The 22,800-nt window shown below is 51.8% G+C and carries 17 protein-coding genes; all 17 read left to right on the forward strand.

The genetic code is table 11. From position 1 onward, the window contains the following. Positions 1–70 precede the first annotated feature (70 nt). The 17 genes from DWB84_RS17665 to DWB84_RS17745 all read left to right on the forward strand — a co-directional run bounded on the left by DWB84_RS17665 (position 71) and on the right by DWB84_RS17745 (position 22,544). Positions 71–1,729, forward strand: a complete 1,659-nt coding sequence (locus tag DWB84_RS17665) for a penicillin-binding protein 2 (RefSeq protein ID WP_187411132.1) — start codon at positions 71–73, stop codon at positions 1,727–1,729. Next, positions 1,729–3,252 (forward strand): UDP-N-acetylmuramoyl-L-alanyl-D-glutamate--2,6-diaminopimelate ligase, encoded by a 1,524-nt coding sequence (locus tag DWB84_RS17670; RefSeq protein WP_187411133.1) that lies wholly within the window; start codon positions 1,729–1,731, stop codon positions 3,250–3,252. The genes DWB84_RS17665 and DWB84_RS17670 overlap by 1 nt, the downstream gene beginning before the upstream one ends. Then, positions 3,252–4,619 carry a UDP-N-acetylmuramoyl-tripeptide--D-alanyl-D-alanine ligase gene (murF, locus tag DWB84_RS17675; protein WP_187411134.1) on the forward strand — a complete coding sequence of 456 codons (1,368 nt, stop codon included), beginning with the start codon at positions 3,252–3,254 and terminating at the stop codon, positions 4,617–4,619. Before DWB84_RS17670 ends, murF begins: the two co-directional genes overlap by 1 nt. Then, a complete protein-coding gene (gene mraY, locus DWB84_RS17680; protein WP_187411135.1) occupies positions 4,613–5,695 on the forward strand; it encodes a phospho-N-acetylmuramoyl-pentapeptide-transferase in 1,083 nt (360 codons plus the stop codon). Before murF ends, mraY begins: the two co-directional genes overlap by 7 nt. A 3-nt stretch (positions 5,696–5,698) precedes the next feature. Then, entirely contained in the window at positions 5,699–7,051 is a 1,353-nt protein-coding gene (gene murD, locus DWB84_RS17685) for a UDP-N-acetylmuramoyl-L-alanine--D-glutamate ligase (RefSeq protein ID WP_187411136.1), read from the forward strand. Next, complete coding sequence (gene ftsW, locus DWB84_RS17690; RefSeq protein ID WP_255429055.1) at positions 7,039–8,325, forward strand: putative lipid II flippase FtsW; 1,287 nt, start codon at positions 7,039–7,041, stop codon at positions 8,323–8,325. Before murD ends, ftsW begins: the two co-directional genes overlap by 13 nt. Next, positions 8,318–9,400 carry an undecaprenyldiphospho-muramoylpentapeptide beta-N-acetylglucosaminyltransferase gene (gene murG / locus DWB84_RS17695; protein ID WP_187411137.1) on the forward strand — a complete coding sequence of 361 codons (1,083 nt, stop codon included), beginning with the start codon at positions 8,318–8,320 and terminating at the stop codon, positions 9,398–9,400. The genes ftsW and murG overlap by 8 nt, the downstream gene beginning before the upstream one ends. Continuing rightward, entirely contained in the window at positions 9,393–10,832 is a 1,440-nt protein-coding gene (murC, locus tag DWB84_RS17700) for a UDP-N-acetylmuramate--L-alanine ligase (protein ID WP_187411138.1), read from the forward strand. The genes murG and murC overlap by 8 nt, the downstream gene beginning before the upstream one ends. Next, positions 10,829–11,767: a D-alanine--D-alanine ligase gene (locus tag DWB84_RS17705; protein WP_187411139.1), complete on the forward strand. Its 939-nt coding sequence runs from the start codon at positions 10,829–10,831 to the stop codon at positions 11,765–11,767. Before murC ends, DWB84_RS17705 begins: the two co-directional genes overlap by 4 nt. 5 nt (positions 11,768–11,772) lie before the next feature. Beyond that, complete coding sequence (locus tag DWB84_RS17710) at positions 11,773–12,636, forward strand: cell division protein FtsQ/DivIB (protein WP_187411140.1); 864 nt, start codon at positions 11,773–11,775, stop codon at positions 12,634–12,636. A 76-nt stretch (positions 12,637–12,712) separates the two neighbouring features. Continuing rightward, the gene (ftsA, locus tag DWB84_RS17715; RefSeq protein WP_187411141.1) at positions 12,713–13,939 is read left to right on the forward strand and encodes a cell division protein FtsA; all 1,227 of its coding nucleotides are present in this window, start codon (positions 12,713–12,715) and stop codon (positions 13,937–13,939) included. Positions 13,940–13,983: 44 nt separating this feature from the next. Then, positions 13,984–15,153, forward strand: coding sequence for a cell division protein FtsZ (gene ftsZ / locus DWB84_RS17720; protein WP_187411142.1), 1,170 nt, complete (start codon positions 13,984–13,986; stop codon positions 15,151–15,153). A 305-nt stretch (positions 15,154–15,458) separates the two neighbouring features. Continuing rightward, entirely contained in the window at positions 15,459–16,373 is a 915-nt protein-coding gene (lpxC, locus tag DWB84_RS17725) for a UDP-3-O-acyl-N-acetylglucosamine deacetylase (protein ID WP_187411143.1), read from the forward strand. A gap of 226 nt (positions 16,374–16,599) precedes the next feature. Further along, positions 16,600–17,538, forward strand: a complete 939-nt coding sequence (locus DWB84_RS17730) for a M23 family metallopeptidase (protein WP_187411144.1) — start codon at positions 16,600–16,602, stop codon at positions 17,536–17,538. Between the two features lie 114 nt (positions 17,539–17,652). Continuing rightward, a complete protein-coding gene (gene secA / locus DWB84_RS17735) occupies positions 17,653–20,367 on the forward strand; it encodes a preprotein translocase subunit SecA (RefSeq protein WP_187411145.1) in 2,715 nt (904 codons plus the stop codon). Positions 20,368–20,382: 15 nt separating this feature from the next. Continuing rightward, a complete protein-coding gene (argJ, locus tag DWB84_RS17740) occupies positions 20,383–21,603 on the forward strand; it encodes a bifunctional glutamate N-acetyltransferase/amino-acid acetyltransferase ArgJ (protein ID WP_187411146.1) in 1,221 nt (406 codons plus the stop codon). A gap of 2 nt (positions 21,604–21,605) precedes the next feature. Next, entirely contained in the window at positions 21,606–22,544 is a 939-nt protein-coding gene (locus tag DWB84_RS17745; RefSeq protein ID WP_187411147.1) for a Nudix family hydrolase, read from the forward strand. The last annotated feature ends 256 nt before the right edge of the window (positions 22,545–22,800 follow it).

Consider the following 22,800-nt stretch of genomic DNA (forward strand, 5'->3'; position numbering starts at 1 on the left):
CGCAAGTCCAAAAAAAATTGCGCGCCAAACACCGGCAGGACCGGTGTTTGCTCGTGCGCGCATTATTTGTATGGTCTTGCTTTTGGCGGTTTTACCTTCAGCCCTGATCTGGCATCTCGCGCACCTGCAAGTGATTCCCACCGCTGAAAAAGGCTACACGTTTTTGCAAGAGCAGGGACAGGCACGCACCGTGCGGGAAGAAGTCATCCAGGCCTATAGAGGTGTGATCACCGACCGCAACGGTGAAATCCTCGCCGTCAGCACGCCTGTCAAATCCATTGTGCTCAACCCGCAACGTTTCGATCCGGAAAAAACAGCGGTATTGGCTGAAGCGCTCGGTTTAAAAACCTCTGAGCTGGCAGCCCGCATTGGCCGTTTCAGTGACAAACAATTTATGTATGTGGCGAGAAATTTACCGCCGCATGACGCCGACAGAATTCTCGCCCTCAAATTGGAAGGCGTATCCGCGGAAAAAGGCTTTCAGCGTTTTTATCCCGCAGGTGAAGTCGCGGCGCACGTGGTCGGTTTTACCGATATCGACGATCGCGGGCGCGAAGGCATGGAATTGGCGCTGGAAAATTGGTTGGCAGGAACGCCCGGCTCCCGCAGGGTGATGAAGGATTTGAAAGGTAATGTCGTAAAAGATCTGGGCGTGATCCGCGCGGCCGAATCGGGCAAAGATGTGCAACTCAGTCTGGATTTGCGCCTGCAATACCTCGCCTATCGCGAATTGAAAAATGCCATTGCAGAACAAGGCGCGGCATCCGGTTCCATCGTAATGCTGGATGCGCAAACGGGCGAAATTCTCGCCATGGCCAATCAGCCTTCCTATAACCCGAACAACCGCAGCCAGATTCAACCAGCTCAGTTACGCAATCGCGCGGTCACAGACATGATCGAGCCAGGCTCGACCATGAAGCCATTTACCATAGTTGCGGCTCTGGAAAGCGGTCGATATAGCCCTAACACCAAAATTGATACCAATCCCGGGTATTGGCGCGTCGGCGGCAAAACCTATTCGGATTTCCGCAATTACGGTGTGATGGATTTGACCACCGTGATTCAAAAATCCAGTCAGGTCGCGATCAGCAAAATTGCCATGGATTTACCGCCGGAAGATTTGCGCGATGTGTTCTATCGCGTTGGCGTTGGCCAATTGTCGGGCACCGGATTTCCCGGAGAAGCACTGGGCAAATTGCCCAATCCGCGCCGTTGGCATCCGACCGAGCGCGCGGCTTTGGCTTTCGGTCACGGCATGACTTTGACGGCGCTGCAGCTTGCCCACGCGTACACAGTTTTCGCCACCGGCGGCATTTTGCGACCGACCGCCATTCTCAAGCAGCAAAATGTTCCAGAAGGCAGCCGCGTCATAGATGTCAAACACTCGCAGCAGGTGTTAAACATGCTCAAAGCCGTTACCCAAACCGGTGGTACGGCAACACGCGCACAAATCAAAGCCTACCCAGTAGCCGGCAAAACTGGTACCGCGCATAAAGTGGGTGAAGGCGGTTATGCGGACGACAAATACATCGCTTTGTTTGCTGGTCTTGCACCTGCTGACAATCCGGAAATCGTCATGGTGGTAATTATTAATGAACCACCACAGGAACATTATTACGGCGGTGAAGCCGCTGCTCCGGTATTCGCCCGGGTGGCGGAGGGCACTTTGCGTTTGTTGCAGGTGCCGCCTAGTCAATCACCCTCGCAACAAAAAGTGGTGGCACGCTAATGACAAGCGCAACGCCTATCACAGCATCATCGATCACACTGGCGCAGCTGATGCCTGAGTTGCGCCTGCCGGACGATTTGAGGAATCTGCGTGTTTCCGGCGTATGCCAGGACAGTCGTCAGGTCGCTCCCGGTGATTTGTTTATCGCTCTGCAAGGCGGGAAATTAGACGGCCAAACATTTATTGCCGACGCGGTAAAACGCGGAGCAGTAGCGGTTTTAATTGAATCGACAGTAGAACAAAAAACCGGGCTTGTACGTTATGAAGTAGATGCGCCGGTGATCAGCGTGGCCAACCTTCCTGCGCGCGTCAGCGAAATTGCTGGCAGATGCTATGGCGATCCTTCTTCTTCACTACAGGTTATCGGCGTTACTGGCACTAACGGCAAAAGCACAACCGTTTCTCTTTTAGCGCAGCTTTACAGCGCCATTGCCGGTCGAGCAGGCACTATTGGAACCCTGGGTGTAGCGGTTGATGGCCGTGTTATTCATGATTTTGGTATGACCACGCCGGATGCGGCGCGCGCGCAGAAATTACTGGCCGATTTGCGGGATAACAATGTGCGCATGGTGGCGATGGAAGTTTCCTCGCATGGACTTTATCAACATCGCGTCGCTGGCATTAATTTTCGTGCAGGTATTTTTACCAATATCACCCACGATCACCTCGACTACCACGGCACCATGCAGAATTATGCTGCTGCCAAACAAAAATTATTTGAGTCGATGGGACTGCAGGCGGCGATTATCAATCTTGATGATCCTCATGCGCCGCAAATGGTCGCCGCCGCCAAACAGCGCGCTAATGTCTACAGCTATTCATTACTGCATTTTGCCGCAGATGTTTACGCCAGCGATTTGACCTATAGCGCAGAAGGCGTGAATTTTCGCTTGGCGACGCCATGGGGCGAGACAGAAATTTCCAGCCCATTACTCGGCGAATTTAACGTCTACAACCTGATCTCCGCCTTGACGGCGCTGTGTGCAATTGGTTGTGAATTTCCGGTGTTGCTGGAAGCCGTTCCAAGATTGCTGCCAGTTCCTGGGCGCATGCAGCGTATTGCAGTAGACGCAGATGTGACGGCAGTGGTCGATTACGCTCATACGCCTGACGCACTTGCCCAAGCCATTGCCTCCACACGAGTTCACACCTCCGGAAAATTATGGGTGGTGTTCGGCTGCGGCGGCGATCGCGATCGCAGCAAGCGGCCGGTGATGGCGACATTGGCAGAGCGATTTGCCGATCACGTGATTGTCACCAGCGATAATCCGCGCACGGAGGAACCGCACAGCATTTTGCAGGAAATCTGCACCGGTTTTCGTGCACAAAAACACCGTTGCATTACCGATCGAGCAGAGGCCATTGCTTTTGCTATTACCCAGGCGCAACCCGGTGATGTCATCCTGATTGCTGGCAAAGGTCACGAAACCTATCAAATCATCGGCGAAGAAAAACGTCCGTTCAGCGACGTGGAAGAGGCGGAAAAAGCATTGCGTCTTCGCGCCCAACGAGGGGGTGTCTGATGCGTCTGACGGATCTGATCGCACCTTTGCACGCTCGCCTGGTGGGCAGCGACGCTGAATTTACCAAGTTGAGCACGGACTCACGCCAGCTTCAACCAGGTGAATTATTTGTGGCTTTGCGCGGTGACAATTTTGATGGCCACGATTTTGTACAGGTCGCCGTTGATCGCGGTGCATGCGCGCTGGTTGTCGAACAGGACATTGAATCTGCCAATGTGCCTCAAGTGGTTGTGGCCGATTCCACGCGTGCGCTGGGCGCCATAGGGGCGCTGAGCCGCAAAGCATTTTCCGGAACCATTGTGGCCGTAACCGGCAGCAGTGGAAAAACCAGCGTCAAAGGTCTATTGCGCGATATTTTCGCCACAGCAGCTGATGTAGTGGCAACGCAAGGCAATTTTAATAATCACATCGGTGTGCCTTTGACACTGATGAATTTGTCGACGCAGCGATTTGCTGTTGTCGAAATTGGCACCAATCATCCGGGCGAAATTGCCTATCTCACCGATTTGGTTAAGCCGGACATAGCGCTGGTTAACAATGTCGGTCCGGCGCATATTGGCGGATTCGGCTCGATTGAGGCTATAGCGCGGGAAAAAGGCTCCATTTATGGCGCACTGCAAGCGCATCAGACAGCAGTAATTAACTTGGACGACGCCTTTGCTGAACAATTTCTCAAAGCAACGCAGCAGTGCCGACAAATCGGTTTTTCTTTGGCAAAAAGCGACCGAGCTATTCCTGCGGTTTATGCGCAAGCGATCGAATTCGACTCCGTAGGGCGCGCGTCTTTTGCATTGTGTTACCAAGGCGAAATGCAGCCTGTTCGTTTGCTTTTGCCGGGCCAGCACAACGTTGCCAACGCTCTGGCCGCGGCCGCCTGCGCAATTGCTGCAGGCGTCAACTTAAGTGATATAGCGGCGGGACTTGGAAAATTTTCCGGCGAAAAAGGCCGGATGCAAATTTATGACGGTCCGCGTGGGGCACGCATAGTCGACGACACCTACAACGCCAATCCCGCTTCCGTGCGTGCGGCCATCGACTATTTAAGCAATTGTCCTGGTAACCGCGTGCTGGTATTGGGTGATTTGGGCGAATTGGGCGAGACAGCTCCTGCGCAACATCGCGAACTTGGGCGCTACGCCGCGCAGAAAAATATTTCGGTTTTGTTAACGCACGGCCCTTTATCCGCATTGAGTGCAGCGGAATTTGGCACAGGCGGATTGAATTTTCCCAGTAAAGAAGCGTTGGTGGATGCGCTGCTCTCTCAACTGGATGCGCACACCACTGCGCTGGTTAAAGGGTCCCGCAGTGCACGCATGGAAGAAATCGTGCAGCGGGTTTTAAACACGAAGGAAGTTTCTTCATGCTAGTTTGGCTTGCCCAATATTTGGAACCGTTTTTCCGCCCTATGGCGGTGTTTCAATATCTGACGCTGCGCGGAATTCTTGGAATCATGACCGCATTGTGCGTCTCTCTTTTGCTTGGGCCATGGTTCATTCGGAAAATGGTGCAGAAGCAAATCGGGCAGGCTGTACGCAACGATGGTCCGAAAAGTCATTTGAGCAAATCCGGCACACCCACCATGGGCGGTGCGCTTTTGTTATTTGCCATCTCCATCAGCGTGTTTTTATGGGCTGACCTCACCAACCGTTTTGTCTGGGCGGTGCTGTTTATCACCATTACCTATGGATTGGTGGGATGGGTCGATGATTACCGCAAGGTCATCGAAAAAAATTCCCGCGGCCTGCCCGCGCGCTGGAAATATTTTTGGCAGTCAGTTGCCGGTATAGCAGTGGCGATTTTTTTGTATACGACTGCACAGAGCCCAGTGGAAACCCAACTGTACGTGCCCTTTTTCAAAAACGTCACGCTTGATTTGGGTTGGGGATATTTGCTGCTGGTGTATTTCGTGGTGGTCGGCGCGAGTAACGCAGTCAACTTGACGGATGGTTTGGATGGTTTGGCGATTATGCCGACCGTGATGGTGGGTTCGGCACTCGGCATAATCGCGTATCTCGTTGGCCACGCCAATTTCGCCACTTATTTACATATTCCCTATGTGCCGGGCACGGGCGAACTCGTTGTATTTTGCGGCGCATTGGCCGGAGCGGGACTTGGCTTTTTGTGGTTCAACACCTATCCCGCACAGGTTTTTATGGGCGACGTAGGTGCATTGGCACTCGGCGGTGCTCTGGGTGTTATTGCAGTGATTGTCCGCCACGAAATCGTCTTTTTTATCATGTCCGGCATTTTTGTGATGGAAACCGTGTCGGTGATTTTGCAGGTGGCGTCTTTCAAACTCACGGGTAGACGAATTTTCCGTATGGCGCCGCTACATCACCATTTTGAATTAAAAGGATGGCCAGAACCGCGCGTGATTGTGCGGTTTTGGATTATTACCGTCATGTTGGTTTTGATTGGTCTTGCGACCTTGAAGTTGAGATAAATCATGGCTGCTCTGATCGCCACAAGTCGTATTGCATTGATCGTCGGGCTCGGCGTGACGGGATTTTCCGTTGCCCGTTTCCTGGCGCGTCAAGGGCGTACCTTTATGGTGGCGGATAAAGCACCGAAACCGGAAAGTCTAGCGCGTTTTCAACAGCAATTTCCGGGAGTTCGGATACTGACGGGCGAATTTGATTACTCGCAATGGCAAGGTGTCAGCGAAATTATTTTGAGTCCGGGCGTGCCGCGTAAACATCCGGCGATCGCTGCAGCCATCGCCGACGGCGTGCCGGTCATTGGTGATATCGAATTATTTACCCGCGAAGCGCGCGCACCCATAGTGGCCATTACGGGTTCCAATGGCAAAACCACGGTCACGACGCTGGTTGGCGAAATGGCTAAAAAAGCGGGTGTTGCCGCCAAGGTCGGTGGCAATCTCGGTACGCCTGCACTGGATTTGCTCGACGATAGTGCCGAATTGTACGTATTGGAATTATCGAGCTTTCAACTGGAAAGTACGGTCAGCCTACGTGCGGCCGCGGCCACCGTGTTAAATGTGTCGCCCGATCACATGGACCGTTACAAGGATCTCGCGGAATATCACTTCATCAAACAGCGCATTTATATGAATGCCCAACATTTGGTGATCAATCGGGACGACGCCTTGACGCAACCGCCATTGGCCGAAGGCGCGCAAGTGACGCGTTTCGGACTCGGTGAGCCGGACTTGAAAGATTTTGGTTTGCACCGGGATGCCGACGGAATTTGGCTGGCTCACGGTTTGCGCAAATTATTGAATGCTTCAGAAATTCCGTTGCGTGGTTTGCACAATCTTGCCAATGCGCTCGCTGCTCTGGCTTTGGGACGAGCAGTCGGCCTCGACGAAAATGCCATGCTGGAAACCTTGCGGGAATTTCCGGGTTTGCCGCATCGCTGCCAATTGGTGGGCCGATTTGACAGCGTCGATTACGTCAATGACTCCAAAGGCACCAATATAGGTGCGACCGAAGCGGCGTTAAAAGGTCTGGCCAGTGACAAGCCCAATATAGTGCTGATCGCTGGAGGCGATGGCAAAGGTGCAGATTTTTCTTCACTCGCTCCTTTGATTAAAGCTAGCGTAAGAGCGGTGACCCTGATCGGCAAAGATGCAGACAAAATCGCGCAAGTGTGCGCACCGCTGGTGCCCGTTGAAAAATGTTCTTCGCTGCAAGAGGCGGTGGAAAAAGCGCGCAAATTTGCCTCGCCCGGCGATACGGTTTTGTTATCGCCAGCCTGTGCCAGCCTGGATATGTTCAGAAACTACGAAGATCGCGGCGACCAATTTCGCGACATAGTGGAGCGGTTATGCGCGCACTGATGTTGGAATCGCCATTATTTGTGTCCGAGCGACCCCAATTCGATTGGACCTTGTTGCTGTTGGCTTTTGGTCTGGTGTCGTTCGGCGTCATCATGGTGGCTTCTGCCTCCATTGATTTTGCTGCTCAGGTTTACGGCGATCCGTGGTATTTCGTTAAGCGGCACGTGATTTTTCTGGGCATGGCTCTTGTCTCGGGATTTTTGGTTTATCACGTGCCGGTGGAAATGTGGAACCGTTGGTCGATTCTGTTGTTGTTCGCGGGCATAACCTTATTGATTGCTGTTTTGATCCCCGGTGTTGGTAAAACCGTTAACGGCGCCCAGCGCTGGTTTTCTTTCGGACCAATATCAGTACAGGCATCAGAAGTTGCGAAATTCTGCTTCATTATTTTCTTTGCCAGTTTTCTGGCGCGCAGGACCCGTGAGTTTCAAACCCGCTGGAGTGCGTTTTTCAAACTGATAGGCATCCTTGGCGCATTTGTTCTGTTGTTATTGCTCGAGCCGGATTTCGGCAGTGCGGTGGTTTTATGTTTGACCGCCGGAGCCATGATGTTTATGGCGGGTATTCCCTTGATTCGCTTTATTCTGCTGTCGCTGACCGGGGTCATTGGACTGGCCACGCTTGCGATCATTTCGCCCTATCGCTGGCAGCGATTGGTGACATTTCTTGATCCCTGGGCAGAACAATTTTCCAGTGGCTATCAGTTGGTTCAATCGTTGATCGCATTTGGTAGAGGCGAGTGGTTTGGGCTGGGACTGGGCAACAGTCTGCAAAAATTGTTTTTCCTGCCAGAGGCGCATACAGACTTTATTTTCGCCATAGTCGCAGAAGAGTTCGGCTTGTTTGGCGCAGCATCCGTAATAGTGGCTTTCGGAATTTTGGTATGGCGAATTCTGGCAATAGCTCGCGCGGCAAGTGAACGCGAATATCCGTTTATTGCCTTCTCCGCCGTTGGCGTCGGCATGCTGATTGCGGCTCAGGCATTTATCAATATGGGAGTGGCATCCGGTTTATTGCCAACTAAAGGCTTGACGCTGCCATTTGTCAGTTCCGGTGGAAGCAGCTTGATTATTTCGTGCTGTTTTATGGCGTTGCTGCTGCGCATGCAAACGGAACTTTCTTCTGCAAAAGGTGAACCTTCAAAGAGAGAACCGTCCGCCAAAAGAGAGCCCTCAGCTAAAAGAGAGCCCTCAGCTAAAAGAGAGCCCTCAGCTAAAAGAGAGCCTTCAGCCAAAAAAGAGCCTTCAACAAAATGGGAGGCTGCCAATGACTGACAGTGCAAAAAAACGTGTGCTGGTTATGGCCGGTGGAACGGGTGGTCATGTATTTCCTGCGTTAGCGGTTGCGAAAGAGCTGCGCAGTCGCGGATGTGAAATTCAATGGTTGGGTACCGATCGTGGAATCGAGGCGAGATTGGTGCCTGCAGCAAATATCCATCTTCATTTATTACCCATTTCCGGCGTGCGCGGAAAAGGTTTAAAGACCCTGATCGGCGCGCCCTGGAAAATCGTGCGTTCAGTGTGGGCGGCGCGCGCAATTTTGCAAAAATTCCAACCGCATGTTGTGTTGGGAATGGGTGGATATGCGTCAGGTCCGGGCGGCATAGCCGCGCGCATCATGGGGATTCCGCTGGTTATCCATGAACAAAACGCGCGTCCAGGCACTACCAATAAGTGGTTGGCGAAAATTGCGACGCGAGTTTTAACCGCATTCCCGAATGTATTGCCCAAAGCAATCTGTATCGGCAATCCTGTGCGGGAAGATATAGCCGCTTTACCGGAACCCGAAACGCGTTTGCAAAATCGCACTGGCCCATTGCAACTTTTGGTGTTGGGTGGAAGTCTTGGTGCCCAGGCATTAAACGAATTGGTGCCTAAAGCGGTTGCACCATTTATTAAAGAAGGACAACTGCAAGTCCGTCATCAAACGGGTGCGAAACATTTAGACAATACTCTCGCTGTTTATAAAGAGTGCGGCGTGTCAGGGGAAGTTACTGCATTTATCGACGATATGGCCGAAGCATTGGCCTGGGCTGATTTGGTCGTGTGCCGCGCAGGCGCTCTAACAATCGCAGAATTAAGTGCAGCGGGAGTAGCTTCTCTCTTAGTTCCTTTTCCATTCGCAATTGACGATCACCAAACGGCAAACGCGCGCTGGCTTGTCGATCAAGGTGCAGCGGAACTGTATCCACAAAAATCTCTCACGGCAGAGATATTGAAAGAACGAGTTATGACATTTATCGCTCAGCGGGGCCTTTTATTAAAAATGGCGCAAGCAGCGCGCAAAGCCGCGAAATCCGAGGCAACGACTTCATGCGCAGATATATGTCTGGAGGCGGCCAATGGCTAATGCCAAAAATCATAACGTGCCGGAAATGCGCCGCATCCGCAAAATCCATTTTGTCGGTATCGGCGGTGCTGGTATGTGTGGCATTGCAGAAGTGTTGCTCAACCAGGGATATGAAATTTCCGGTTCCGATATAAAAGCATCGGATACGACGCGACGCCTCGAATCCATGGGTGCGACTATATTTATCGGTCATCACGCAACGAATGTTGCCGGTCGCGATGTTGTGGTCTGCTCCAGCGCAGTTAACGCGCAAAACCCGGAAATTGTCGCTGCGCGTGAAGCGCGTGTTCCGGTTGTGCGCCGCGCCGAAATGTTGGGTGAATTGATGCGTTATCGCCACGGAATTGCTGTGGCAGGTACCCACGGTAAAACCACCACGACCAGTTTGATTGCATCAATTCTTGCCGCAGGTGATTTGGACCCCACCTTTGTTATCGGCGGACTATTAAATAGCGCCGGCACCAACGCGCGTCTCGGGGAAAGTCGTTATTTGGTCGCGGAAGCGGATGAAAGTGATGCTTCCTTTATGCATCTGCAGCCGATGGTCACAGTGGTCACCAATATTGACGCCGATCATATGGACACCTACGGCGGCGACTTCAATAAATTGAAGCAGACATTTATTGCGTTTCTGCACAATCTGCCTTTTTACGGTTTGGCCGTTTTATGTGGCGACGACCCGGTGATTCGCGAAGTTATGCCCTCAGTGGGGCGCGCGACCGTTACTTATGGATTTGGCGAAAACAACGATTATCGCGCGACAGATGTGGTGCAAACTGGCAAAACGCAACGTTTTCGCGCATGGCGTCCCAATAAGTCGGAACCTTTATCGATATTTTTGAATTTGCCCGGACGCCACAACGTATTAAATGCGCTGGCATCAATCGCCGTTGCAACGGAAGAAGGTGTTCCAGACAGTGCAATTCAGGCGGGGCTCGCAGATTTTCTCGGAGTCGGTCGACGTTTTCAGGTTTATGGTGAATTTATTTTAGGGCCGGGCGAACCGCTAATGCTGGTGGACGACTATGGCCACCATCCGCGCGAAGTTGCAGCGACCATCGCAGCGGTGCGTGCGGGATGGCCGACGCGTAGGTTGGTCATGATTTATCAGCCGCATCGCTACACGCGCACGCGGGATTTATTTGAAGATTTTGCCGATGTGTTGTCCACAGTAGACCAATTGATTTTGTTGGACGTATATCCGGCTGGGGAAGAACCGATACCAGGTGCGGATGGTCGCACTTTAAGCCGCAGTATTCGCACTCGTGGCACAGTGGACCCGATTTTTGTGGAAAGCGTTGATGCTGTTCCCCAGGTGTTGGCCAATATCATTCGGCCCGGAGATATCGTCATTACGCAAGGCGCGGGCAACGTCGGCGGACTTGCCGCGGTTTTGGCTCGCCAATTTTCTCAGGTTTCAAAAGAGACATGACACACTATTCATTTAAACAAGCACGACCGGAACAACTCGGCGTAGTTGCGGTGCTGTATGGCGGCACATCCGCCGAACGTGAAATTTCTCTGCGCAGCGGCGCGGCTGTTATCAATGCATTGCGCGAAGAGGGCGTTGCTGTTGAGCCAGTCGATGTTGGTGAAAACCCGTTGCAACAATTACAAAAATTGAAGGTTGATCGAGTATTTATTGCACTGCATGGTGCTGGTGGTGAAGACGGCAAAATCCAGGCCCTCCTGGAATGGATGAATTTGCCTTACACCGGCAGTGGCATAGCTGCGTCGGCTCTCTGCATGGATAAATTGCGCACCAAACAATTATGGCGCGGATGCGGATTATCGACACCGGATTACGCAGTGCTGAATTCCAGCAGTGATTGGAACCTTATTATCGAGCAGCTCGGTGGTGAGGCGATGGTAAAACCTTGCCATGAAGGCTCCAGCATCGGCATGGCAAAAGTTAAGAGTGCGGCGGAATTGCAACAGGCTTTCGAAGCCGCGCAGCGTTATGACCGGCTGGTATTAGCAGAACGCTATATCCGCGGCGCCGAATATACCGTTGCCATACTCGACGGAATTGCATTGCCGCCCATTAAATTGGAAACCAATCACCAGTTTTACGATTTTTCCGCGAAATACCAGGCGAACGATACTCGCTATATTTGCCCTTGTGGCCTTAACGACGCAGATGAACGCCGTTTGAAACAATTAGCTGCGGATGCATTCAATGCGGCTGGCGCCTCGGGATGGGGACGGGTGGATGTCATGGCGGATGCAAATGGCAACTTTTATTTGTTGGAATTGAACACGGTGCCCGGTATGACCGATCACAGTTTGGTTCCCATGGCCGCCAAAGCGGCGGGATATTCGTTTAATCAGCTTGTGTTAGCGATATTGAGTCAGACCTTGGATTAAAAGCCATGATCAGCGCAACGAGAAGGTCATATTCGGGAAACAGCTCGAGAAATAGCTCTCCGGCTGTCGCTCGTGCTGCGCGCTCGGGCGCTACTCGCAAAAAGGCGAAAGTTTCCTTTGGCCGTTACAGGGCTATGGGGGCAGTCGTTTGGAAAGTGCTGTCTGCAGGTAGTTTGATCGGTGGAATTGTTGCGGCTATTTGGTATTTCAATCCGCAGGAAAAGTTGCAGCAAATCGCCCATCGACCAATTAAAGAAGTGCAGGTTGAGGGCTCGTTTCAGTTTATTTCGAGTGACCTTATCGAAGAATATGTCGCACCGCATGTGCAGGGTTCATTTTTGGAAATGAATTTGCACGATCTAAAGCGAAAACTGGAATCCAATCCTTGGATTGATACCGCATCTGTTGCTCGTATGTGGCCTGACAAACTGGTCGTGAGGGTTACCGAACAGCAACCGATTGCGCGCTGGGGAGAAAAAGGATTCCTAAATATGCGCGGCGATATCATAGAAGTTGAAAAAACGACTAAAATACAAGCATTACCGCTTCTTCATGGTGAAGACCGTTACGCACGGGAAATCATGGAACAATATCTCCGCATCGGCAAATTACTCGCGCAACAAGATTTAGTGTTAGCTGCAGTCGAATTGGATGCGACCAGGGCTTGGACATTGACGACTCAGTCAGGATTGGTGATTAAGCTCGGCCGCGATCGTTTGTGGGAAAAACTGCAATATTTATTGGCAGCAAAGGCGGGGGATCTGGGGAAGGATTTCCATAAGATTGAGCTTGTCGATATGCGTTACCCCAGTGGATTTGCCGTGACCTGGAAAAATCCGGTGGAAGGACAATACATGGCGGGTGGTTGATGCCATCCAGGTAAATCGAAATTGGTAAATGTGAATTTACGTCAAATAAAAGCAAATTTAAGAGTGAAAAAGGGCAATGGCACAGTCTAGTGGGGGGAGAATGATCGTCGGCTTGGATATAGGAACGTCCAAGGTTGTCGCTATTGTCGGCGAAATATCCCCAGAGGGGGAGCTCTCTGTGGTGGGGTTGGGATCCCATAAATCGGCTGGGCTGAAAAAAGGTGTTGTGGTCAATATCGATTCCACCGTGCAATCAATTCAAAGAGCGGTGGAAGAAGCGGAGTTGATGGCGGGGTGTCAGATTCACTCTGTTTATGCCGGTATCGCGGGCAGTCATATTCGCAGTCTGAATTCCCACGGCATAGTGGCGATTAAAGATCGCGAAGTTTATCAGCAGGATATTGAGCGCGTTATTGATGCTGCTCAGGCAGTGGCGATTCCAGCGGACCAGAAAATTCTGCACATACTGCCGCAGGAATATGTGATCGACGAACAGGAAGGCGTGAAAGAGCCGCTGGGTATGTCTGGTGTTCGCCTGGAAGCGAAAGTGCATTTGGTGACTTGTGCCCTGAATGCAGCGCATAACGTCGAAAAATGTATCAAACGCTGCGGTTTGGAAGTCGAGGACATCATCCTCGAGCAACTCGCTTCGAGTTACGCCGTCCTGACGGATGACGAAAAAGAACTCGGCGTCTGCGTTGTGGATATAGGCGGCGGTACTACGGACATTGCGGTTTTTTACGACGGAGCGATTCGCCATACCGCCGTGATTCCGATTGCCGGCGACCAGGTGACCAATGACATTGCAATGGCATTGCGTACGCCCACCCAATACGCCGAAGAAATCAAAATTAAATACGCCTGCGCTCTGGCGAAATTAACCGGCGCGGAAGAAACCATCAAAGTGCCCAGCGTCGGCGACCGACCGCCGCGGGAATTATCCCGCCAAGCATTGGCGGAGGTAGTGGAACCTCGTTACGAAGAATTATTCACCTTGATTCAGGCCGAACTGCGGCGCAGTGGTTTTGAAGACATGATTCCGGCGGGAATTGTTTTAACCGGCGGCACATCGAAAATGGAAGGCGTAGTAGAGCTAGCAGAAGAAATTTTCCATATGCCCGTCCGCCTGGGAACTCCGCAAAACGTTCGCGGCTTAAAGGACATTGTGAATAATCCAATTTATTCAACTGGGGTGGGTCTTTTGATTTACGGAATGAAACAGCAAGGAGGCAGCAAAGTTTTTCATAACAACAGCGAAAGTGTGTGGACCCGCCTTAAAGGTTGGTTCCAAAAGAATTTTTAACTCGGTACTAATCCACGGTTTCAGGGGAAAATGAGGGGGAACTTATGTTTGAACTGGTAGATGCTTTACCGCAAAATGCGGTAATTAAAGTGGTAGGAGTCGGTGGTGGTGGCGGCAACGCTGTTAAACACATGATTTCCAGTCAAATCGAAGGCGTTGAATTTATTTGCGCCAACACCGATGCGCAAGCGCTCAAAGATATAGATGCGCGAACCGTATTGCAGCTCGGCAGCCACATGACGAAAGGATTGGGCGCGGGTGCAAATCCGGAAGTGGGTCGTCAGGCGGCGATGGAAGATCGTGAACGCATCGCTGAGGTATTGAGCGGCGCTGATATGGTATTCATCACTGCAGGCATGGGTGGTGGTACCGGAACTGGTGGTGCGCCAGTGGTGGCGGAGGTCGCGCGCGAGCTCGGCATTCTGACCGTCGCAGTGGTCACCCGTCCGTTTACGTTCGAAGGTCGCAAGCGTATGGCGATCGCCGAAGCCGGTATTAAACAATTGAAGGATCGCGTGGATTCTCTAATCACCATCCCGAACGAAAAATTGTTGCCGGTATTGGGTAAAACCACGAGCTTGCTCGACGCCTTCAAAGCGGCGAACGATGTTCTGCTGGGCGCAGTTCAAGGTATCGCGGATCTGATCATTCGTCCCGGTATGATCAACGTCGACTTCGCTGACGTGCGTACCGTAATGTCCGAAATGGGTATGGCGATGATGGGTACCGGTATTGCTCGCGGCGACAACCGTGCGCGTGAAGCAGCTGAAGCTGCTATCCGCAGCCCGCTGCTGGAAGACGTCAACTTGCAAGGTGCTCGCGGCATCCTGGTCAATATCACGGCCGGCATGGATTTGACCTTGGGTGAGTTCACTGAAGTGGGTAACACCATTGAAGAATTTGCCTCAGGTGAAGCCACGGTTGTCGTCGGCACCGTAATCGATCCAGAAATGACGGACGAACTGCGGGTAACGGTGGTTGCTACTGGCCTCGGTCACAACGAAGCCAAAGTCAGCGCCCAGCCAGCCAAAGTGGTGGACAACACCCGCAATTCAGACGGTATGCCGAACTACGCTGTTCTGGATAAACCGACTGTTATGCGCGCAGCTGGTACTGGCCGTGCTACTGGCAACACTGCACGAGCTCTGGATACCCGAGAGCGCGATATGGAGTATCTGGACATCCCGGCGTTTCTGCGCCGTCAAGCTGATTGATACCGCAAGGCAGCGACTCGCGTCTGTTCCTGTTCCCCCCGCGGGAACAGGCCGTGGTCGCTGTCAATTGAACTCGACCTATTCAGTGAGAGTTCAGGCATATTCAGTTTGAGTTCAGATTGATTTCTGCACACTAGCGCGGCTGAATCGCGCAGAGTGCTTAGGCCTCTCTTCATCAAGATCAGTCGGGTGGCGGTTTTCCCGGCGCGCAGCCAACCGGCCATCTCTGTTTCCCTTCTTTAGTTTGTTAGTATGCGCACCCTTTTTGCATTGCGTGTTAGTCGCTTTATATTTGAGACCGAAAAATGATCAGACAAAGAACATTGAAAAATGAAATTCGCGCGACAGGCGTAGGTCTCCACACAGGCAAAAAGATTGTATTAACGCTGCGGCCGGCTCCGGCGGATTTCGGCATTATGTTCCGTCGCGTGGATTTGGATCCCGTCGTTGAGATTAAGGCTAAAGCGGAAAATGTTGGCGACACTACCCTGTCGACCACGCTGGTTCAGGGTGATGTGCGCATTTCTACGGTTGAACATTTGCTGTCTGCGCTCGCTGGTCTCGGTATCGATAACGCCATCATCGAAGTGGATGCTGATGAAGTCCCTATTATGGATGGCAGTGCCGGTCCATTCGTTTTTCTGATTCAGTCGGCCGGCATTGAAGAACAAAATGCTCCGAAACGATTTATCCGCATCAAGAAGACGGTCACCGTTGAAGAAGGTGAAAAGCGGGTCAGCTTCCGTCCCTACGATGGCTTTAAAGTGTCCTTTGCCATAGATTTTGATCATCCTGTCTTTAAAGATCGCTCGCTGCGCGCGTCCGTTGATTTCTCCAGTACCTCTTTTGTCAAAGAAGTCTCTCGTGCACGCACTTTTGGCTTTATGCATGAAATTGAATACCTGCGCTCCAAAGGCTTGGCCAAAGGTGGCAGTGTCAACAATGCCATAGTGATCGATAAATACCGTGTGTTGAACGAAGACGGCCTGCGCTATGAAGACGAATTCGTCAAACACAAAGTATTGGATGCGATCGGCGATCTGTATTTGCTCGGCTATAGCCTGATCGGCGAGTTTGATGCGTATAAATCTGGTCATGGATTGAACAATCGCTCCATCCGCGAGCTGATGCGGCAAAAAGATGCCTGGGAAATGGTTACCTTCGAATCCGAAGAGCAAGCAGTGCCTATTTCTTACTCGCGTCCCTTGGCGATTGCTTAAACGAATTTTTTATAGATTTGCTTCACTTAACGCCCTTGCTGAATAACGGTTGCGTTTTTGGCGGCTCTTATGCCATAGTCGGCCACCGTCAGGGTGGCTGGACGCCCCCTTTCGCTTGCGCACATGGAAGTTCATGTACTACTTATTACAGAGCTCAATCGCAACGCTGCGTCTTGAGTAACGTCTCAGCTAGTACCGGACTCAGCCCCAAAAGCGAAATTAATCAGTGAAAATCATCATCCTCAGCAAAAAATACGGCAATTGCCGCAGTATCAACCTAGGCATTTGGTCGGGTGCTTTATTATCTGTCTGCCTTGCCTGTCTGATTGGCGTTCCGGTTGCTGCTTACGTCACCTACCTCAAATTAGTTTCAGATTCCAAAAATCATCTGCTCGAGCCGGAAATCCGCCAAGTCTGGGCGGAGCGGTTGCAAGAACAGGAAATATTGATCGAACAAGCCCGCCAGCAGGCTGAAAGCAAGTTGGCAGCTTTGACGTTACGTGTAGCCGAATTGCAAACCCGTTTGGTGCGCATAGATGCTCTGGGCGAGCGTTTGACCACCATGGCGAAGCTCGACAATGGGGAGTTCGATTTCTCCCAGCCGCCGGCACTGGGTGGTCCCGAGCAGGAGATCTCCGGCGACAGTTTCTCTCCCCCTGATTTTTCTCACGCCATTGAAGAGTTAGCCCAGCAAATCGAAAACCGGCAGCATCAGCTGGAAACCCTGGAAGCACTGCTAGCCAATCGTAAATTGGAAAATGATGTCTTTATTGCCGGGCGTCCCATTACCAAAGGTTGGATGTCCAGTCGCTACGGTCGTCGTACCGATCCGTTTACCGGCCGCATAGCTTGGCATTCGGGCGTCGATTTCGCCGGCAAAGAAGGCTCTGACATTATTGCCGTTGCGGCGGGTGTCGTTGTATGGTCCGGTGAGCGCAGCGGCTACGGCCATATGGTCGAAATCAACCACGGTAAAGGATTTTCCACTCGTTACGCCCACAACAAGGAAAACCTGGTCAAAGTGGGCGATGTGGTGAAAAAGGGCCAGATCATTGCCCGTATGGGTACGAGCGGACGCTCCACTGGTCACCACGTCCACTTTGAAGTCTACAAAAACGGCCGAGCGGTCGATCCTTCTTCTTATATACATCGCGCCAGTCGTTAACACCCCTCGTTTTTCTTTGCGCGAACGCGCATCCTATTTCACCCCTAATTCAAGTCATTTATGATGCGGGCCTTTCGAATCGAAAGCCCCTTTTCCTCCGGAATTTGCAATCCCATGATTGGAACACTTATAAAAAAGATTGTTGGTACAAAAAATGATCGCGAACTGAAGCGAATGGGTAAATTGGTCGCCCAGATCAATGGCCATGAAGCCGCGATCCAAGCGCTGTCAGATGAGCAGCTCAAAGCCAAAACCGAAGAATTCAAGCAGCGGCATGTCAAGGGTGAGTCGCTGGATAAATTATTGCCGGAAGCCTTTGCGGTTTGTCGCGAAGCGAGCCGCCGCATCATGGGAATGCGCCACTTCGACGTCCAGTTGATCGGTGGTATCACGCTGCACGAAGGTCGCATCGCGGAGATGAAAACCGGTGAAGGTAAAACATTGGTTGCTACCCTGGCCGCCTATTTGAACGCTATTTCCGGTAAAGGCGTACATATAGTAACCGTCAACGATTATCTGGCTTCGCGCGACGCCAACTGGATGCGTCCGTTATACGAAGGTCTTGGCTTGACCGTAGGCATAGTAGTATCCATGCAGTCGCAGGAAGAAAAGCGCGCTGCCTACGGAGCCGATATCACCTACGGTACCAACAACGAATACGGCTTTGATTACCTGCGCGACAACATGGTGCTGCGCAAAGAAGATCGGGTGCAGAGGGGGCTGAACTTCGCCGTAGTGGATGAGGTGGACTCCATTTTGATCGATGAGGCGCGCACGCCCTTGATCATCTCCGGCGCTACCGAGAACAACACCGAGCTGTATCTGCTGATGAATAAACTCATCCCGCAGTTGCAACTTCATGATGAAGAAGCCGGCAAACAGGGCCACTTCACCGTCGACGAAAAGACCCGCCAAATCGAACTGACCGAAGATGGCCATCAACTTATTGAAGAATTGTTGACCAAGAATGGGTTGTTGCGCGACAACCAAAACTTGTATTCCGCGAGCAATCTCGGCTTGCTGCACCATGTTCATACCGCATTGCGTGCGCATAAGCTGTTTCATAAGGACGTCGAATACATTGTCGAAAACCGTCAGGTCATTCTGATCGATGAACATACCGGCCGAACCATGCCGGGACGACGGCTTTCCGAAGGTCTGCATCAGGCAATTGAAGCCAAAGAAGGTGTGCCTATTCAGAGTGAGAGCCAGACCTTGGCTTCCACTACGTTCCAAAACTATTTCCGTCTGTATAAAAAACTGTCTGGTATGACAGGAACTGCGGATACGGAGGCGGTGGAGTTCCGCCAAATTTATGGTCTGGATGTCGTCGTGATTCCCACCAACCGCCCCGTACAGCGAAAGGATCTGAACGATCTGGTCTTCCTAACAGCGGAAGACAAGTACGAAGCCATTGTTAATGAAGTAAAACGCATCAACGAAACCGGCGCGCCAGTGCTGGTTGGTACTGCTTCGGTGGAAACTTCGGAAGAAATGTCGCGCCGCTTCAAAAAAGCCGGCATTGCGCACGAAGTATTGAACGCCAAACAGCACGCCCGCGAAGCGGAGATCGTCGCCCAGGCAGGTCGACCCGGCGCCGTGACCATCGCAACCAACATGGCCGGTCGGGGTACGGATATTGTGCTCGGCGGTAATTGGGAAGCGGAAGCGGCTCGTTTGGAGAACCCTACCGAAGAGCAGATTGCCGCGATAAAAGCCGAGTGGAAAAAACGCAATGAGCAGGTATTGCAAGCCGGTGGCCTGCACATCATAGGTACCGAGCGCCACGAGTCTCGCCGTATCGACAACCAGCTGCGTGGTCGCGCGGGTCGTCAAGGTGACCCCGGTTTCTCTCGCTTCTATTTATCGCTCGAAGATAACCTGATGCGTATTTTCGCCTCTGACCGGGTGCGCAAAATTATGAGCGCTCTGGGAATGGAAAAAGGCGAAGCCATTGAGCACCGCATGGTGACTAATGCGATCGAAACGGCTCAACGAAAAGTCGAGGCTCGCAACTTCGATTATCGTAAGCAGCTACTCGAATACGATGACGTCGCGAACGATCAGCGTCAGGTTATATACAACCAGCGCAATGACTTACTGGATGAAGAAAGCATCGAAGAAGCCATTCACAGAATTCGTGATGACGTCGTCAATGACATGGTTTCTTCCTATATTCCACCCCAGTCACTGGCTGAGCAGTGGAATATTCCGGGCCTGGAACAGGCGTTGGAAGGCGAATTCGGCGTAAAACTGCCGATCCAGCAATGGTTGGATGAAGATAAACGACTCCATGAAGAGCCGCTGCGTGAGCGAATTCGCGCGGAAATGGAGCGTTTTTATCGGGAGAAAGTCGAGCGTATCGGGCCCATCATGCGCTCCCTCGAGAAGCAAGTGACGCTGCATGTTCTGGATACTTTGTGGAAAGAACATTTGGCCAATATGGATCATTTGCGCCAAGGCATAGGCTTGCGTGCGTACGCGCAGAAAAACCCAAAACAGGAATACAAACGCGAGTCCTTCGGTTTGTTCCAGGAAATGCTCAACAATCTCAAACACGATGTAACCCGAGTCCTGTTCCGCTTGGAGCCTATGACGCAAGAACAGATGGAAGCGATGGAGCGTCAGCGCCAAGAAGCCGCATTGCAGGCTCAGCGCAAAATGCGTTTACAGCATGAAGAAGTGTCTGCTCTCGAGCAAAGCCCGGCGCCTGAGTCAGCGGCGAAACAAGAACCGTTGGTGCGCGGCCATGCCAAAATCGGCCGCAATGAATTGTGTCCTTGCGGTTCCGGTAAGAAATACAAGTCCTGTCACGGCAAATTGGTTTGAGGAGCGATAGATAAAATGACATCGGCAAAAGTTGTGTGGCCCCAGATGCATGCGGTTAAAGGTGTTCGCATCGGTGCGGCCAGTGCCGGAATCAAAAAACCGGGTCGATTGGACGTTTTGGTTTTTGCCGTAGATGAAGGCGCCACAGTTGCGGGCGTTTTCACCCAAAGCGCGTTTCGCGCAGCACCGGTAATCGTTGCGCGTGAACATCTGGCCAGTTCAGAGATTCGTTTTCTCGTCATTAACTCTGGCAATGCCAATGCCTGTACGGGAGAAAGAGGATTGGCGGACGCGCGTGCTACGTGTGAGCAACTCGCACAGCTCGGCGGCGTTTCCGCAACACAGGTATTGCCATTTTCCACGGGGGTGATTGGCGAATACTTGCCTGTACAAAAAATTTCCGCCGTGCTTCCCGATGCGATTCAGTCTCTTGATGAGGCGGCTTGGGAAAAAGCGGCGAGAGCCATTATGACTACGGATACCTGTCCCAAAGGGGCCAGCATCCAAATCGAGCATGAAGGGAAAACCATTACGGTGTCCGGAGTCGCCAAAGGCGCAGGCATGATTCGCCCGAATATGGCGACCATGCTCTCTTTTGTCGCCACAGATGCTGCGGTTGAGCAGTCCGTTTTGGCGGAACTGCTGAAAACTGCCGTGAACAAATCGTTCAACCGAATCACCATTGACGGCGACACCTCAACCAACGACTCCTGCATTTTGATCGCCAGCGGCAAATCCGGAGCACCACAGATTTCTTCTGCGTCTGGTGCTTTATACGAAAAGTTGTCCGATGCAGTTGTGAGTGTGATGCAACAGCTCGCGCATGCCATTGTGCGAGACGGTGAAGGTGCTACCAAATTTGTCACGATCAATGTCACTGGTGGCGCCAATAGTGAAGAATGTTTGAAAGCGGCTTACGCGATTGCTCATTCTCCGTTGGTCAAAACAGCTTTGTATGCATCGGATGCCAACTGGGGTCGTATTGTCGCAGCTGTCGGATATGCGGGAATCTCGGGGCTCGATATATCAGGCGTGAAGTTGTGGTTGGACGATGTGCTGGTAGTGGAAGGCGGGGCGCGTCACCCAGACTACACGGATGCAGCTGGAACCTCCGTCGTAAAAAAATTGGAGTTCACCATTCGTGTTGAGCTTGGCAGAGGCTCCAGCGACGAAACCGTTTGGACGTCTGATCTGTCCCACGAATACGTCACTATCAACGCTGAATACCGAACCTAATCATGCCGGCGGCCGTGCACGTAGCAGTAGGAGTGCTGCGCGACGAACATGGACGTGTACTGATTGCATTGCGCCCTTCAGACAAACACCAGGGAAATCTATGGGAATTCCCTGGTGGCAAGATCGAAGCTGGCGAGCAATGTGAACAGGCTCTTCGGCGCGAGCTACATGAAGAGCTCAATATCACCGTTCACGAATCCCGCCCTTTAATTCGTGTTCCTTTCTCCTATAAAGACAAGTCCGTTCTTCTTGATGTCCGAGAAGTCATCCGATTTAGTGGGACGCCAATCGGTAACGAAGGGCAGGAGGTTCGATGGGTAAATCCAAACGAACTCAACTCTTATTCATTTCCCGCTGCGAATGTGCCCATAGTCTCGGCGATTCAATTGCCTGATTGCATAGCTGTAACAGGGAAATTCGAAAACGAGGGGGAGCTTGCCTCTGGTATTGAGTGCGCATTGAAGAAAGGGGCGGGGATGATTTTATTCCGGCCGGCGCCTGGAATTTATGGAGTAGCCAACCTTATTGAGGTGGCGGAAGCGATGTGTGCTCGCCATGGAAAGTTGTTTGCGGTCAGCTCCTCTATTGGCCAATCCTTATGGGGGATCGGATCCGGTCTCCACTTAACGAGCAAGGATCTAATGGGATTGATGGAGCGCCCAGTCGGTAGAGATAAATGGCTCGGCGCATCTTGCCATAACAGAGAAGAGTTGGAATGGGCTCGCAAAATCGGCGTTGATTATGCGTTTCTCTCTCCTGTGCAGAAAACTGAATCCCACCCTATGACCGAGCCCATTGGTTGGGAAGGGTTTAAATCGTTGGTCTTTAATGTAGGAATCCCGGTTTATGCCCTTGGAGGGGTGTCGAGGGATGATCTGGAAATGGCCCGAAACTGTGGGGCTAAAGGTATAGCCGCAATACGGGATTTTTGGTGCAAATAAAATTTTTAAAATAGTTAAAACAAAAGACTTGCACAGCCCAAAAAAATGGATAGAATGCGCGCCTCACAACGACGTGAGGCACTAAAAAGCCGGTCGCTGTGAACAGCAAGCTCCGATGAAAATCGAAATAAAAAAAGCTTGCAAAGCTCGAAAGAAAGAGTAGAATGCGCGCCTCACCAACGGGGTGAACCTAAAGTCCGAAGCGACTTGGGGCTGTTTAAAAATAGGATCAAGCAAAGCGTGTGGGCTCTTGTGG

It is taken from the genome of Saccharophagus sp. K07, from assembly GCF_014336955.1.
Classification (GTDB): domain Bacteria; phylum Pseudomonadota; class Gammaproteobacteria; order Pseudomonadales; family Cellvibrionaceae; genus UBA5868.

What these genes read in the sequence shown, in the direction of transcription:
- DWB84_RS17665 (WP_187411132.1), top strand. Translation starts at nt 71, where the DNA reads ATGGTCTTGCTTTTGGCGGTTTTACCTTCAGCCCTGATCTGGCATCTC.
- DWB84_RS17670 (WP_187411133.1), top strand. Translation starts at nt 1,729, where the DNA reads ATGACAAGCGCAACGCCTATCACAGCATCATCGATCACACTGGCGCAG.
- murF (WP_187411134.1), top strand. Translation starts at nt 3,252, where the DNA reads ATGCGTCTGACGGATCTGATCGCACCTTTGCACGCTCGCCTGGTGGGC.
- mraY (WP_187411135.1), top strand. Translation starts at nt 4,613, where the DNA reads ATGCTAGTTTGGCTTGCCCAATATTTGGAACCGTTTTTCCGCCCTATG.
- murD (WP_187411136.1), top strand. Translation starts at nt 5,699, where the DNA reads ATGGCTGCTCTGATCGCCACAAGTCGTATTGCATTGATCGTCGGGCTC.
- ftsW (WP_255429055.1), top strand. Translation starts at nt 7,039, where the DNA reads ATGCGCGCACTGATGTTGGAATCGCCATTATTTGTGTCCGAGCGACCC.
- murG (WP_187411137.1), top strand. Translation starts at nt 8,318, where the DNA reads ATGACTGACAGTGCAAAAAAACGTGTGCTGGTTATGGCCGGTGGAACG.
- murC (WP_187411138.1), top strand. Translation starts at nt 9,393, where the DNA reads ATGGCTAATGCCAAAAATCATAACGTGCCGGAAATGCGCCGCATCCGC.
- DWB84_RS17705 (WP_187411139.1), top strand. Translation starts at nt 10,829, where the DNA reads ATGACACACTATTCATTTAAACAAGCACGACCGGAACAACTCGGCGTA.
- DWB84_RS17710 (WP_187411140.1), top strand. Translation starts at nt 11,773, where the DNA reads ATGATCAGCGCAACGAGAAGGTCATATTCGGGAAACAGCTCGAGAAAT.
- ftsA (WP_187411141.1), top strand. Translation starts at nt 12,713, where the DNA reads ATGGCACAGTCTAGTGGGGGGAGAATGATCGTCGGCTTGGATATAGGA.
- ftsZ (WP_187411142.1), top strand. Translation starts at nt 13,984, where the DNA reads ATGTTTGAACTGGTAGATGCTTTACCGCAAAATGCGGTAATTAAAGTG.
- lpxC (WP_187411143.1), top strand. Translation starts at nt 15,459, where the DNA reads ATGATCAGACAAAGAACATTGAAAAATGAAATTCGCGCGACAGGCGTA.
- secA (WP_187411145.1), top strand. Translation starts at nt 17,653, where the DNA reads ATGATTGGAACACTTATAAAAAAGATTGTTGGTACAAAAAATGATCGC.
- argJ (WP_187411146.1), top strand. Translation starts at nt 20,383, where the DNA reads ATGACATCGGCAAAAGTTGTGTGGCCCCAGATGCATGCGGTTAAAGGT.
- DWB84_RS17745 (WP_187411147.1), top strand. Translation starts at nt 21,606, where the DNA reads ATGCCGGCGGCCGTGCACGTAGCAGTAGGAGTGCTGCGCGACGAACAT.